12 protein-coding genes are annotated in these 13,899 nt (G+C 67.2%); 4 read left to right on the forward strand and 8 right to left on the reverse strand.

What is annotated here, in order from left to right:
* Window positions 1-112: 112 nt before the first annotated feature.
* Entirely contained in the window at window positions 113-505 is a 393-nt protein-coding gene (locus ABDW31_RS03760) for an acyl dehydratase (RefSeq protein WP_343698292.1), read from the forward strand.
* A gap of 64 nt (window positions 506-569) precedes the next feature.
* Here the strand turns inward: ABDW31_RS03760 and ABDW31_RS03765 are convergent, their stop codons facing one another.
* A complete protein-coding gene (locus ABDW31_RS03765) occupies window positions 570-1,358 on the reverse strand; it encodes a SapC family protein (RefSeq protein ID WP_184715888.1) in 789 nt (262 codons plus the stop codon).
* Between the two features lie 233 nt (window positions 1,359-1,591).
* Window positions 1,592-3,670: a TonB-dependent receptor gene (locus ABDW31_RS03770; RefSeq protein ID WP_184715886.1), complete on the reverse strand. Its 2,079-nt coding sequence runs from the start codon at window positions 3,668-3,670 to the stop codon at window positions 1,592-1,594.
* A gap of 159 nt (window positions 3,671-3,829) precedes the next feature.
* Here ABDW31_RS03770 and ABDW31_RS03775 point away from each other — a divergent pair, with 159 nt between their 5' ends.
* A complete protein-coding gene (locus ABDW31_RS03775) occupies window positions 3,830-4,618 on the forward strand; it encodes a phosphatase PAP2 family protein (protein ID WP_184715884.1) in 789 nt (262 codons plus the stop codon).
* Here ABDW31_RS03775 and ABDW31_RS03780 read toward each other — a convergent pair.
* The 4 genes from ABDW31_RS03780 to ABDW31_RS03795 form a co-directional block, all read right to left on the reverse strand.
* On the reverse strand, window positions 4,615-5,142 hold the full coding sequence (locus tag ABDW31_RS03780; RefSeq protein WP_184715882.1) for a GNAT family N-acetyltransferase: 528 nt from the start codon (window positions 5,140-5,142) through the stop codon (window positions 4,615-4,617). The two genes, ABDW31_RS03775 and ABDW31_RS03780, sit on opposite strands and share 4 nt — an antisense overlap.
* Window positions 5,139-6,017, reverse strand: a complete 879-nt coding sequence (aguB, locus tag ABDW31_RS03785; protein WP_184715880.1) for an N-carbamoylputrescine amidase — start codon at window positions 6,015-6,017, stop codon at window positions 5,139-5,141. The genes ABDW31_RS03780 and aguB overlap by 4 nt, the downstream gene beginning before the upstream one ends.
* Window positions 6,017-7,018 (reverse strand): agmatine deiminase family protein, encoded by a 1,002-nt coding sequence (locus ABDW31_RS03790; RefSeq protein WP_184715878.1) that lies wholly within the window; start codon window positions 7,016-7,018, stop codon window positions 6,017-6,019. The genes aguB and ABDW31_RS03790 overlap by 1 nt, the downstream gene beginning before the upstream one ends.
* A gap of 159 nt (window positions 7,019-7,177) precedes the next feature.
* Window positions 7,178-9,592 (reverse strand): TonB-dependent receptor, encoded by a 2,415-nt coding sequence (locus ABDW31_RS03795; protein ID WP_184715876.1) that lies wholly within the window; start codon window positions 9,590-9,592, stop codon window positions 7,178-7,180.
* A gap of 189 nt (window positions 9,593-9,781) precedes the next feature.
* On the opposite strand from ABDW31_RS03795, the gene ABDW31_RS03800 reads away from it, so the two are divergent.
* Both ABDW31_RS03800 and ABDW31_RS03805 read left to right on the forward strand, forming a co-directional pair.
* Entirely contained in the window at window positions 9,782-11,371 is a 1,590-nt protein-coding gene (locus ABDW31_RS03800; RefSeq protein ID WP_184715874.1) for a glycosyltransferase family 39 protein, read from the forward strand.
* A 79-nt stretch (window positions 11,372-11,450) separates the two neighbouring features.
* A complete protein-coding gene (locus ABDW31_RS03805; RefSeq protein WP_184715872.1) occupies window positions 11,451-12,437 on the forward strand; it encodes a DJ-1/PfpI family protein in 987 nt (328 codons plus the stop codon).
* On the opposite strand, the gene ABDW31_RS03810 is transcribed toward ABDW31_RS03805, so the two are convergent.
* Both ABDW31_RS03810 and ABDW31_RS03815 read right to left on the reverse strand, forming a co-directional pair.
* On the reverse strand, window positions 12,438-13,079 hold the full coding sequence (locus tag ABDW31_RS03810) for a 3-oxoacid CoA-transferase subunit B (protein ID WP_184715870.1): 642 nt from the start codon (window positions 13,077-13,079) through the stop codon (window positions 12,438-12,440).
* Window positions 13,079-13,789: a CoA transferase subunit A gene (locus ABDW31_RS03815; RefSeq protein WP_184715868.1), complete on the reverse strand. Its 711-nt coding sequence runs from the start codon at window positions 13,787-13,789 to the stop codon at window positions 13,079-13,081. The genes ABDW31_RS03810 and ABDW31_RS03815 overlap by 1 nt, the downstream gene beginning before the upstream one ends.
* Between the last annotated feature and the right edge of the window lie 110 nt (window positions 13,790-13,899).

The following is a 13,899-nucleotide window of genomic DNA, read 5'->3' on the forward strand; positions in this document are numbered from 1 at the left end:
GCGGGCTCGACGAGGGAAAAGACTGCGCCGAACACATGGACCTGTGGGCGCTTCTCGACAATGGCGAAGGCGCGGCCGACAGTCGAACAGCGAATCAAAGCTGGAGCCGCCCATGCCCGCCGCCTTCGACGACATCGAGATCGGTCAGGTCGTCTCTTTGGGAACGCGGGCCGTGGACGAGAAGGCGCTGAACGCCTTCATCAGCGCGTTCACCCCGGGCTGGCCGATCGAGAACGGCGCGCCGGACGCCATGGTCTTCGCGATCTGGACCCGCCTGGACACCGAAGCCAGCGCCGCCTGGCCGCAGACCAAGCGCCTGGGCGTCGACGCCCTGCGCTGGATGCGCAATCCGCCCGTGGGCGAGCTCCTGCGCGGCCGGATGACGGTGATGGGCAAGGACCCGGTCGGCGACGGCAAGGGCATGGTCATCGCCCAGCACGACCTGCTGGACGAGGCCGGACGCCTGGTCTTCTCCTGCCTGACCCGCAGCATCTTCGCACGCTGACCAAAAGAAAAGGCGGCGGAGCCGAAGCCCCGCCGCCCTCGTCTTTTCAGACCTGCGCCGAACCCTAGTTCAGGTTGGCGGCGGCCTGCTTCAGCATGGTCTTGGTGATCAGGCGTTCCCAGCCCAGCAGCGAGACCAGGTGAGCGTAGATCTGCGCCAGGGCGCCGTTGGTCTGCAGTTCCTTCAGCTTTTCAGCCGGCAGGTTGTTCAGCTTCTCTTCAGAGACGCCGAAGTACTCGGCGACGGTGACCAGCTCGCCGTCCGGATTGCCGTTGGCGTCCTGCGGCTGGAAGGTGGCCTTCTTCAGCTCGAACAGGTCCAGGTCCTTCAGCAGCTGCACGAACGAGTCGGTGCGGCGGCGCTCGACTTCAAAGTCGTCGCAGAAGCGGATGCAGTTCTGGGTGTATTCGGTCGGCTCGCCCTTGGCGTCGAACAGCGGGGTCTGGCCGTTTTCGGTCAGCAGGTCCGAACCGCGGTCGATGCAGACGATCAGGCGGTCTTGGCTGTCGTCATTGGCCAGCACGAACGGATAGCGGCGGATATAGGCCGGGATGTAGACGTTCGTTTCCATCGCGCCGTCGGCGCTGATGAACAGGTTTTCCTGCTGGTTCAGGCCCATCACGGCCAGCGGCACGCGGTCTTCGCCGGCGAAGATCACCGGGAAGGTCAGGGCGGCCGGGGCGAACTCCGAGACCGTCAGCGGCACGGCGGTGCCGGCGGCGGCGAAGCCATAGGGCTGGTCCTTGTGGACCAGGGCCAGCTTCGCATGCTGCTCGCGGTTCAGCGGCTCGGGCGACTTGTAGAACAGGACGTTGCCGGAGATTTCACCGCCGGCGGAAGGGGTCGTTGTCATGAAGAACTCTACGACAGAATTAAGAAACGGACGCTCGAACGCTTCAAGACGACCGAAAGGCTTGGCCTTCTAGCCGATCCAGGCGGGACCGGCAATCTGGGCCGCTGTCGTGGGGAGATCGCCGGTCTCTGATTCATCCGCAAGGCGAGCATGCCCGGGGTTCGGGAGAGAGGGACCGAACCCCGGCGCGACGGAACCCGGGGGCTGCGTGGGTTCCGCTTGCCGTCCTGACGCTAGAAGCGCAGGGCGATACCGGCCCGGACCTGACGACCGGGCGAAGGCGCGATATCCTTCAGGAACGAGACGTGCTCGCGGACTTCCTCGTTGGTCAGATTGCGGCCATCCAGGAACAGGCGCAGGCGCGCGTCGCCGGTCGGCTTCCAGGCCAGCGAGGCGTTCAGCGTGGTGTAGCCGTCGGTGGGCAGCTCCAGCTGGGCCACGCGGTCCTGGCCGCCGGTGCGGCGCACCTCGACATTGCCCGACCACATGGGGCCTTCGTACAGCGCCTTCAGCGACACGGCGTAGGGCGGGATCCGGGCCGGCGGGCCCAGGTCCGAGGACCCGCGGACGTAGTCGGCGCCGCCCTGCAGGCTGACCGAGCGCTGGCCCGCGCTCCAGACACGGTAGGTGAGCTCGGCCTCCAGACCGCGGAAATCGGCGTCGGTCTGGGTGTACTGATAGACGTCCAGGCCATCGTCCTGAGCGCCGGTCGGGCGCAGGTCGATGAAGCCGTCATAGCGGGCGGCGAACAGGTGCAGGTCGCCCGACAGACGGTCGTTCGAATAGTGGAAAGTCGCTTCCAGCGAGGTGGCGACCTCTTCCTTCAGATTGACGTCGCCGATCTCGAAGCCGCGGGTGGCCACGTGCGGGCCTTCGGCAAACAGCTCCGACTCGGTCGGAGCGCGGCTGGTGCGCGACAGGGCCAGGCCCACGAAGCTGCCGGTCGTCGGCCGCCAGAACGCGCCGATCGAACCCGATAGGTTGGTGAAGTCGGCCTTGCCCTTCAGGCTGTCCAGCTCGCGGGTGTCGACCCGCAGCCCGCCCTCGACGCCGTAGCCGCCGTCCAGCTCCAGCCGCTGCTGGGTGAAGGCGCCGAACTCGGTGATCTTGGTCTTGGGGACATAGGCCTCGTCGCCGACGGCGTCGAAGTTGCGGCGCAGAGCCTGGACGCCCACAGCGCCCTTCCAACCGCCGCGCTCGGCCTGGACCAGCTCCAGACGGCCTTCATAGCCGTCGGAGGTGAACTTGGTGCCGACCGCGTCGCCCTCGAACTCGGTGTGGGTGTAGTCGGCGTAGCCGCCCGAGAAGCGGATCTTCGAGAACGCGCCGCCGTCCAGGTCGTACTCGCCCCGCAGGTCGACACGGGTCTGCTTCAGGCCGATCGTGACCGGGCCTTCTTCCTCGTGCTCGCCTTCGTGATCATGGTCATGATCGTGGTCATGATCGTCATGGCTCTCTTCCTCGTGCTCATGGCTGTGACCGGGCACGCCGTAGCGCGTGTCGGTGCGCTTGATCGCCATGCCGACGAAGCCCTTCTGGCCGATGTACGAAAGGCCGGCGCCGAAGGTCTCAAGATCGACCGCGGTGTTTTCCAGCTTGCCGCCGCCGCCCTCGGCGGTCTCGCCTTCCAGGGCCAGCTGACGCTTGGATTCCGGATAGACGGGAATCCGGTAGTCCTTGCTGTTGCGCTTCAGCGCGTCCAGCGACAGCACGAAGGGCCCGACCGTGGCGTGAACGGCGCCCGACAGGGCGTAGCTGTCGTCACCGGTCCCCTTAGAGGCCAGCAGGCGACCGCTCAGGCCGTCAGTGGGCTGACGGCTGGCGATGCGGTCGTCGATGATGTTGACCACCCCGCCGATCGCCGAACCGCCATAGGCCAGGGCAGCCGGACCACGCAGCACTTCGATGCGCTCGGCCTCGCCGGGATCGGTCGCGACCTGGTGGTCAGGCGACAGCGCGCTGGCGTCGATCTGGCCGACGCCGTTGGTCAGCACCTGGACGCGCGGACCGGCCAGACCGCGCACAACCGGGCGGCTGGCGCCGGCGCCGAACGCCGTCGAGCGCACGCCCGGCAGGCCGGCCAGGGCGTCGCCCAGACCCTTGGGCGGGGCCAGGTCCAGCTGGGTGCGATCGACGACCGCGACGCTGGCGGTCAGGGCGTCGGCCGAGACGCCGTAGGGCGCGGCGGTGACGATAACCTTGGAGACTTCGGAGTCATCGGCGGCGGGCGCGGGCGCGTCAGCGGCGTGGGCGGAAACGGCGGCGGCGAGCACGATGAGGCTCACAGCGGAAAGGGCGACGCGACGCTGCATGAACTGTCCTAAACGACGGATAGCTTGGCCGGAGAACTGGCCACGACGGTGTGTTATGAAATAACATATCCGCGAGTCAATCCACCTTTCTCCCGCACCCGCGCTTGACGTGCGATATCTGCAACGCTCTGTGAGCGGATGACTTCAGGAGGGCATTCCATGACCCGCTTCACGCTGATCGCCGCCGCCTCGGGGCTGATCCTGGCCGGCTGCGCCGCCGTTTCCTCGACCGCGCCGGTGGCCATGACCCCGCCGTCGGCCGGCTGGGTCAAACCGCCTCCCGGCTATCTGGGCGGCGACGGCGGCATCATCGCCGCCGACATCATCGGTCCGCCGCCGACGCCGGACTCGGCCCGCGGCAAGGCCGAGCGCGCCCAGTTCAGCGAGACCCGCAAGCTGGTGAACACCCCGACCTGGAGCCAGGCGATCGCCGACGCCGACCTGTCGGGCAAGGGCGGGATGAAGAGCTTCTCGTGCGCGGCCGGCGTGACGCTCAGCGCCGAGGCCACGCCGACCCTGGCCAACCTGCTGCTGCGGGTCACAGACGACGCCGCCAAGATCTACCAGCCGGCCAAGGCCGTCTTCCAGCGTCAACGGCCGCCGGTCGGCAACACCGCGCCGATCTGCGTGCCGCGCGAGGACTGGATCAACACCGACGGCTCGTATCCGTCCGGTCACAGCCTGATCGGCTGGGCGTGGGGCTCGGTGATCGCCGAACTGGTCCCGGACAAGGCCACGCCGATCCTGGCGCGCGGCAAGGCGTTCGGCGACAGCCGCATCATCTGCGGCGTCCACTTCCAGAGCGACGTCGAGGCCGGCCGCTATCTGGGCTCGGCCCTGGTCACCCGCCTGCACGACGATCCGGCGTTCGTGGCGGATCTCGCCAAGGCCAAGGCGGAAGTGGCGGCCTCAAAGGCCAAGGGCGCGCCGGAGGGCTGCGGGGCCTAGGGCCGCGCCACGAAGGTGACGTGGGGCCGCAGGTCGTCGCCTTCGGGCACGGCCGGGTGGTCGAAGTCGCGCGCAGGATCCTGAACCATGCCGACCCGGCGCATCACCGACTGAGAGGCTAGGTTCCTGCCGGCGGTGATGGCGATCACCTCGGGCAGCGCGAGGATGCTGAAGGCATGATCGAGGCAGGCCTTGGCCGCCTCGGTCGCGTAGCCCTGGCCCCAGGCGTCATGGGCCAGGCGCCAGCCAACCTGGATCTGGCGGCCGAACGGATAGCCGTCGAATACATCCCACAGTCCGGCCAGGCCGATGACGGCTTGATCCACCCGGCGCTCGACCGCCCAGAAGCCGAAGCCATGCTGGGCGATATAGGCCAGGTGCTGGTCGACGAAGGCGTCGCTGGCGGCGCGGTCACGCGCGCCGCCCAGCCAGTAGCCGACCCGGGGATCGCCGTTCAGGGCGGCGATGGCGTCCCGGTCGGCGTCGACCGCCGGGCGCAATACCAGACGGTCGGTTTCGATCATGCCGGCCGGCCTTGAGCCAGCGCCGTGTAGAGTTCCGGCCGGCGATCACGGAAGAAGCCCCAGGCGGCGCGGTGGGTCGTCAGATAGTCCAGATCGAAGGTCCCGGTGACCAGGCCCTCATCGGCCGTGCCCAATTCCGACACCAGGTCGCCGCGATGGTCGGCCACGAAGCTGGAGCCGTAGAAGGTCTGGCCGCCATTGGGATAGTTCTCCCACGGCTCGAAGCCGACGCGGTTGGCGCCGATCACCGGGATCACGTTCGACACCGCATGGCCTTGCATCGCCCGCTGCCACGGCAGGGTGGTGATCATGTCGGGCTGGTGCGGTTCGCTGCCGATCGCGGTCGGATAGAACAGGGCCTCGGCGCCCATCAGGGTCATGGCCCGGGCGCATTCGGGGTACCATTGGTCCCAGCAGATCCCGACGCCCAGACGGCCAAAGCGCGTATCCCAGACCTTGAAGCCGGTGTCGCCGGGCCGGAAGTAGAACTTCTCCTGGTAGCCGGGGCCGTCGGGGATGTGGCTCTTGCGATAGAGCCCCAACATCGAGCCGTCGGCGTCGGCCATGACCAGGCTGTTGAAATAGTGCGGGCCCTCGCGCTCGAAGATCGAGATCGGGATCACCACGCCCAGCTCGCCGGCCAGCGGCGCGATGGCCTTGACCACCGGGTGCTCGCGCCACGGATGGGCCTCGGCGAACCAGCGCTCTTCCTGGGTCACGCAGAAGTACGGCCCCTGGAACAGCTCTGACGGCAGGATGACCTGCGCGCCGCCCGCGGCGGCTTCGCGGATGAAGGCCTCGGTCTTCTTGATGTTGTCCTGCAGATCCATCCCGTATGAGGTCTGGATCGCGGCGACGCTGAGCGTGCGGGCCATTATTCAGGCTCCTGCTGGCTGATGCAGTGGAACGAACCACCGCCGGTCAGAATGGCGGTGGACGGCAGGCCGATGACCTGGCGCTCGGGGAACAGGCCCTTGATCACCTCGACGGCGAAGGCGCCCGACTCCTCGGCGTAGATCGGCACCAGGATCGCCTCGTTGGCGATCAGGAAGTTCATGTGCGAGGCCGGGATCACCTCGCCGTCGGCGTTCAGGATCCGGCCCGGCGACGGGATGCGGGCGACCTGCAGCGGCGAGCCGCGGCTGTCGGTCAGGCTGGCCAGCAGTTTGGCGGTCTCGGCATAGACGTCCGCGTTCGGATCGTCGGCGCCATAGGCCATCGGGCAGGCGACCACGCCCGGGGCTACGAAGCGGGCCAGGTTGTCAACGTGGCCGTCGGTGTGGTCGTTCAGCAGGCCGTCGCCCAGCCACAGCACCTTCTTGGCGCCCAGGGCTTCAGCGAGTGCGGACGTGGCCGAAGCCTCGTCCCAGCCGGCGTTGCGGTTCTCGTTCAGCAGGCACTGGCCGGTGGTCAGGATGGTGCCCAGACCGTCGTGGTCCAGCGAGCCGCCTTCCAGGATGAAGTTGTTGCGGACAAGCGGCGCGCCCGAGGCGGCGGCGATCTGCTCGGCGACGATGTCGTCGCCCTCCATCTCGTACTTGCCGCCCCAGCCGTTGAACAGGAAGCCGGCCGCGACCGCCGCGCCGTTGTCGTCGACGAAGATCGGACCGGTGTCGCGCAGCCAGATGTCGCCGAACGTACCGCGGACGATCTCGACCGCCGTGTCGCTCAGCAGGGCGCGGGCCGCGGCTTCGGCCTCATCGCCGACCACCATCAGGCGCACGCGCTCGCCGCCCGGACCGGCCAGGGCGCGGGCGAGGTCGGCGACTTCCTTCTGGGCCTGCTCCAGGTCGCCCTGCCAGACGTCGGGATGGCTGGGGAAGCCCACCCACATGGCGCGGTGCGGAGCCCACTCGGCGGGAACGGTCACGGTCATGGTCGAAAACCCAAGGAAAGGCGCGAAAACGAAAGGGGGCGCAGATGGCCCTTCAGGGGGCCGGGGTCAAGCGGCTGCATCTTTAGCAAACGCACGTGACAAAGAAAAAGGGCGGCCCGTGACCGGGCCGCCCTTCTCTTCGTCGGATCTAAGCTTGGCTTAGAACGCAGCGCGGAGCGTGATGCTCGCGGTGCGCGGGTAGCCGGGCTGGCCCAGACCGGTGCCGCTCGGGTTGACCGCCAGGTCGCCGAGATACTTCTCGTTGGCCAGGTTCTTCACGTTGATCTGGACGTAGGTGCCTTCCATGCCGAACTGAGCCAGCGAGTAGCGGGCGTCGACGTCCAGCAGGGCGTAGTGCGGCACCTTTTCGGTGTTGGTCAGGTTGGTCCAGCGCTCGCCGACGTACTTCACCTGGGCGCCCACGCTGAGGGCTTCGGTGATGTCGTAGGTCACGCGCACGGCGCCCTGGTACTTCGGGGTCTCGTACAGTTCCTTGCCCTTGGTCTGCAGGACCGAACCCAGCGAGGTGCCGGGGATGTTCTCTTGCAGTTCCGAGTCGACGTAGGAGAACGAGGCGTAGAAGCTCAGATATTCTTCCGGCTTGAAGCCGACCTGAGCGTCGAAGCCCTTCAGCTTCACATCGCCGACGTTGACCGAGAAGGCGATGTTGTCCTGCTCGTTGAACGCGCGCTCGATGCGGTTGCTGAACTGGTTGTACCAGAACGAGGCCGCGGCCAGCACCTTACCCGACTGATAGCGGTAGCCGATGTCGTACGACTGGGCGATTTCCGGCTTCGGGTTGGTCATCTTGCGGTCGTACAGGTCGTCCGTACGCGGCGCCGACAGGGTTTCGGCGTAGCTGACGTAGACCGACTGATGCTCACCGAACTTGTAGCTGACGCCGGCGTTCGGGAGGATCTTGTCGTACTTGCGGGTGAACTCGCGCGGACGACCGTATTGGGTCGAACCTTGACCCGGCAGGGTGACCAGCGTCTGGCCGTTGCCGTCGTCCGAACCGACAACCGGGGTGGCCGGTTGGTTGGTGCAGTACGCGTTGAAGGTGTCGGCCTGATAGCAGAAGTTGTTCAGCTCGCGCTTGAAGAAGGGCGCGCGGACGCCGAGGTTGACCAGGATCTTGTCTTCCATGAAGCGGCCACGATACTCGGCCGAGAACTGGTTCAGCGTGGCGACCGAAACGCGGTCACGGCGACGCAGGATGCTGCCGTCCGAGAGCTTGATCGACTTGCCGTAACCGTCCTTGCCGCCGAAGAAGTTGCTCGGCGAGCCATCGGCGTTGAAGTTCGTGTACTCACCCGTTTGACGGTGGTGAGCCTCGTCCCAGGTGTAGGCGGCGCGGATGCTGTGGTCTTCCGAGAACTTCCAGATCAGCGACGAGGTCACGCCGTAACGACGGGTGTTCGTCGTGTTCGGCGAGTACAGCAGGACGGTGTCCAGGGTGTCGCCGTCGCCGTTCAGGTCTTGGCCGCCCGTCAGCGCAGCGCCGCGGATCAGGCCAGCGCCGGTAGCGGCGCCGTTTTCGTTGAACAGGGTGCGGCCGCCACCATTGGCGATCGTGTACTGGAAGTACGGGTCAGCCGTGATGATGACGTTGTCGGTGATGTGGAACAGCGACTGACCGCGCAGGTTGCCGGTGTTCGACGGGTTCACGTTGTTCAGGTAGCAGGTGTTGGCGTTGAAATCGACTTGCGCGGTGCCGCCCTGCGGGGTCGGACGGGCGCAGTTCGAACGGCTGTAGCCGACGCCGGTGCCTTGTTGGAACGCAGCCAGCGACATCCGATTGATGAAGTTGTTGCGGTTCTTGTTGTAGTTGGCGATCAGGCTGATGAAGTCGCCGTTGTCGCCGATCGGCTGATAGATGCGGCCGTTGTACTGCTTCTTGTGGATCTTGCCCGGGCCGTTGAACACGTCGTTGATCGAGTCAGCGTAGCTGAACCAGGCCGAGGTGCCGAACGGACCGACCTTGCCGGTGTCGACCACGGCGAAGAAGCGGCGGAAGTTGCCGTCGCCGATCTGGGCTTGCACGACGCCGCCGAATTCTTCCTTCGGCTTGCGGGTGGTGTAGTTGATGGTGCCGCCGGCCGCAGCAGCCGTCGGGCTGTCGACGTCGGTGGTGCCAAGGTTCACGTCAACGCGCGAGATGAGCTCCGAGTCCATCTGCTGGTTCGGGTAGATGGCGTAGTTGCCGCTGTCGTTCAGCGGGATGCCGTCTTGCAGCAGGGCCACGCGCTGGCTGTCGAAGCCGCGCAGGGTCAGGTCACCGCCGGCCGAACCGTAGGCGTCGTTGTTGGTGAAGTTCACGCCGGGCAGCAGGTTGACCGTTTCCAGGACGGTCGCGCCGGGCGTCTGGCGCGAGATGAAGTCTTGGTCGATCGACGAGCGCGACTTGGTGACCGTCTGGGCCATGATGGCGCCTTGGGTGCGTTGGCCGGTCGAGGCGGTGATGACCACCTGCTCGAGGACTTCCGTACCGGTCGATTGAGCGTGGGCGCCGCTGGCGGCGGCGGCCAGGCAGCCGACCAGAGCGGTCGACGCCAGGAGTTTCTTCGAGATCATTGGTGAGTATCCCCTCGTTTAGGCCTCGACGCGGGCTTAACTACGCCCAACGGCCTTATTGAGGGCTCTTTACCGTCGGTTTTAGAAGGTTTGGTGACGGAAACGCCACGCTGGCCCAGAAACTGTCATAAAGCCCGGAATCTGCGGAACAATTGGTCAGATTTTTCTTACTTGGGTTAAACGGTCGCCATGGTTCTTGCCTCCGATTCTCCGTCAGCGACGCTCTCGGGCTCGCCTGAAGGCCGCGCCTGGCGGTTCACGCTGGTAATGGTCGGCGCACTGACGATCGTGCGCCTGGCGGCCTTGTTCGCCACGCCTTTGGAGCTCTATCCGGACGAGGCGCAGTACTGGTTGTGGTCGCGGGAACTGGCGTTCGGCTACTTCTCGAAACCCCCGATGATCGCCTGGCTGATCTGGGCGACTACTCAAATCGGCGGGGACGCCGAGGCCTGGGTGCGACTTTCCGCCCCACTGCTGCACGGCGGGGCCGCGCTCGTCATTCATCGGATCGCCGGACGACTGTATGGCGGCTGGGCGGGGCTGGTCGCCGCCGCAATCTACAGCCTGATGCCGGGCGTGGTGCTGTCCTCGGGCCTGATGGCCACCGACGCGCCGCTGCTGTTCTTCCTCTCGCTGACGATCTGGGGCTATGTCGCCCTGGCCGACCAGACTGCGCCGCGCCGCTACTTCGTGGCCATCGGCATGGGCGCCGCCCTGGGCCTGGCCTTCCTGTCGAAATATGCGGCGATCTACGCCCTGGGCAGCATCGTCCTGCACGCCCTGATCTCGCGCGAAGCGCGGCTGCGCTGGTGCCCCGCCGCCATCGTGCTGTTCCTGCTGGGCTTCGTGCTGGTGCTGGCCCCCAACTTCGCCTGGAACGCCGCGCACCAGTTCTCGACGGTCAAGCACACCGCCTCGAACGCCAACTGGGGCGCCAGCAGCCTGTTCAATTTCCGTGAGCTGATCGAGTTCGTCGGTTCGCAGTTCGGCGTCTTCGGCCCCGTGCCCTTCGCGGTGCTGCTCGGCGGCGCGATCTGGCTGGGCGTCAAAAAGCGCCTGGAGTCGCCCGACCTGCTGCTGCTGTGCTTCAGCGCCCCGCCGTTGCTGATCGTCGCGGCCGAGGCCTTCGTCTCGCGCGCCAACGCCAACTGGGCCGGCGCGGCCTTCGTCGCCGGCTCGGCCCTAGCGGCCGGCTGGCTGCTGCGCTGGAACGCCCGCCGCTGGCTGATCGGCGGCCTGGCGGTGCAGGGCCTGTTCGCCCTGTTCTTCGTGGCCTGCATGGTCAGCCCGCGGATCGCGGACGCCACGGGCCTTTCGAATGGCTTCAAGCGGGTGCGCGGCTGGGACCAGACCGTCCAGGCGATCATCGACCGCTCGCGCGAGGAAGAGGCCCTGCGGGGCGGGGTCAGTTCCGTCGCGATGGACGACCGCTTCGTCTACAACGCCGCCGCCTATTACGGCCGCGACTATTTCGGCCAGCCGGGCGCGCCGCCGCTGCGGATGTGGGTGCACGAAGCCCAACCGCAGAACCAGGCCGAGACCACCGCGCCGCTCGATAAGCCGCACGGCCGCCGCGCCCTGATCGTCAGCCTGGAAGGCGGCTACCGTCCCGAGATCGAGCAGGACTTCCAGAAGACCTCGGCCCTGCAGATCGCCCGCGTGCGCCTGGACAAGAAACGCAGCCGCCGGATCGACCTGTTTATCGCCGAGGGCTTCGCCCCCCTGCCCCGCGATCCGATCACCGGCCTGCCGCCACGCCCGGTGCGGAAGCCGGAATAGCTGGCGCTTTTCGAGGGAAGCTCGTCCTTCCAAAGGCCGCCCTCGCAGCGAGACTGCCCGCGTCTTTCGGGAGGTCTCCATGCTGCGCCTGCTTGCCCTGCTGTTCTGCCTGCTCGCCCTGCCGGCCCAGGCCCGGCCGCTGGTCGCGATCCTGGCCGACGCGCGCGGGACCGAGACCACCGACCTGATCGCGCCCTATGCGGTTCTTTCGGAATCCGGCGCGGTCGAGGTCAAGATCGTCGCGGCCAGCCTGGCGCCCGTCCGCCTGATGCCCGGCCTGGCCTGGATCCGACCGCAGGCGACCTATGCCAGCCTGCCGCGCGAGCCGGACGTCGTGGTCGTGCCGTTCATGATGCCGGCCTACGACCCGGCGCGAGACGCCTGGCTGCGCGAGCGAGCCCGCCGCGGCGCGCGGATCGTCGCCATCTGCGCGGGCGCCGAGACCCTGGCCCGCGCCGGCCTGCTGGATGGCCGCGCGGCCACCACCCACTGGTTCGAGCTGGGCCGCCTGGCCAAAGCCTATCCGAATGTCCGCTGGCGGCGCGACCAGCGCTGGGTCACGGACGGCGCGATCACCACCACCGCCGGGGTGACGGCCTCGATCCCCGCCAGCCTGGCCTTGTTGCGCGACCTGGCCGGCGAGCCGGTGATGAAGGCCACGGCCGCCCGCCTGGGCGTTCCGCCGCCGGTCCAGCCCCACGACGGCGCGGCCTTCCGGGTCGGAACCGACGCGGTGTTCAGCGGCCTGTCGGGCTGGGCCAACGCCTGGCGCGGCGAGAAGGTGGCGGTGCGGATCGCGGACGGCTTCGATGAGCTGGCCTTCGCCACCGCCCTGGACGCCTGGTCCCGCACCAATCGCTCGGAGGCTTTCGCCAGCAGCGACGCGATCTCCCGCCACGGGCTGGAGGTCATCGCGCCGACGAAGCTTCCCCGCGCGGCGCGGACGGTCGAGCCGCGCTCGGGCGATCCGACCACCGCCCTGAACGCAATCGCCGCCGCCTATGGCAAGGCGACGGCGAGACACGTGGCGCTCACGCTTGAGCACCCTTACTGGCTGGTTCGCTGACTAGAGCGAGGTCTCGAACGCGGCTTCGGTCTTTTCCTTCACCTCGTCGACCGTGACGCCGGGGGCCAGCTCGATCAGCTTCACGGCCGTCTTGCCGCGATTGATCTCGAAGACGCCCAGTTCGGTGATCAAGAGATCCACGACCCCGGCGCCGGTCAGCGGCAGCGAGCACTGCTTGAGCAGCTTGGGCGCGCCCGACTTCTCGCAGTGGTCCATGACCACCACGACGCGCTTGACGCCGGCGACCAGGTCCATGGCCCCGCCCATGCCCTTGACCATCTTGCCGGGCACCATCCAGTTGGCCAGGTCGCCGTTTTCCGAGACCTGCATGCCGCCCAGGATGGACAGGGCGATGTGGCCGCCGCGGATCATCGCGAAGCTGTCGGCCGAGCTGAAGTACGAGCTGCTCTCCAGCTCGGTGATCGTCTGCTTGCCGGCGTTGATCAGGTCGGCGTCTTCCTCGCCCTCATAGGGGAAGGGGCCCATGCCCAGCATGCCGTTCTCGCTCTGCAGCGTCACATGCATGCCCTCGGGGATGTAGTTGGCCACCAGGGTCGGAATGCCGATGCCCAGGTTCACGTAGAAGCCGTCCTGCAGCTCCTTGGCGGCGCGGGCCGCCATCTCGTCGCGGGTCCAGGCCATTACGCGGTCTCCTTCTGGCGGGTGGTGACCCGCTCGATGCGCTTCTCGAACTTGGCGCCCTTGATGATGCGGTCGACATAGATGCCGGGGGTGTGGATGGCGTCCTTGTCCAGGGCGCCGATCTCGACCAGTTCCTCGACCTCGACCACGGTGGCCTTGCCGGCCGTGGCCATCATCGGATTGAAGTTCCGCGCCGTCTTTCGGTAGATCAGGTTGCCCTCGGCGTCGCCCTTCCAGGCCTTGACGATCGCGAGGTCGGCGGTCAGGCCGCGCTCCATCACGTACATCTCGCCGTCGAACTCGCGGGTTTCCTTGCCCTCGGCCACCAGCGTGCCGTAGCCGGTGCGGGTGAAGAAGGCCGGGATGCCGGCGCCGCCGGCGCGGATGCGCTCGGCCAGGGTGCCCTGCGGATTGAACTCCAGCTCCAGCTCGCCCGACAGATACAGCTGCTCGAACAGCTTGTTCTCGCCCACATAGGACGAGATCATCTTCTTGATCTGGCGCGCTTCCAGCAGGATGCCGAGGCCGAAGCCGTCGACGCCGCAGTTGTTGGAGACCACCGTCAGGTCCTTGACGCCGGTCTCGCGGATCGCCGCGATCAGGTTCTCAGGGATACCGCAGAGGCCAAAGCCCCCGGCCATGATGGTCATGCCGTCCTTGAGCAGACCCGACAGGGCCTCGACGGCGTCGTTCTTGATCTTGTCTACCATGGTTCCTCCACCAGAGGTTCGATCTCACCCAACCGGCCGAAAAATTCAAGCTTTGATGAATAACGCCGTGAGGCCATCCGCGGTCGCACTATGCCCGCAACGTGAGGCCC

Source organism: Caulobacter sp., from assembly GCF_039596335.1.
Lineage (GTDB): Bacteria > Pseudomonadota > Alphaproteobacteria > Caulobacterales > Caulobacteraceae > Caulobacter.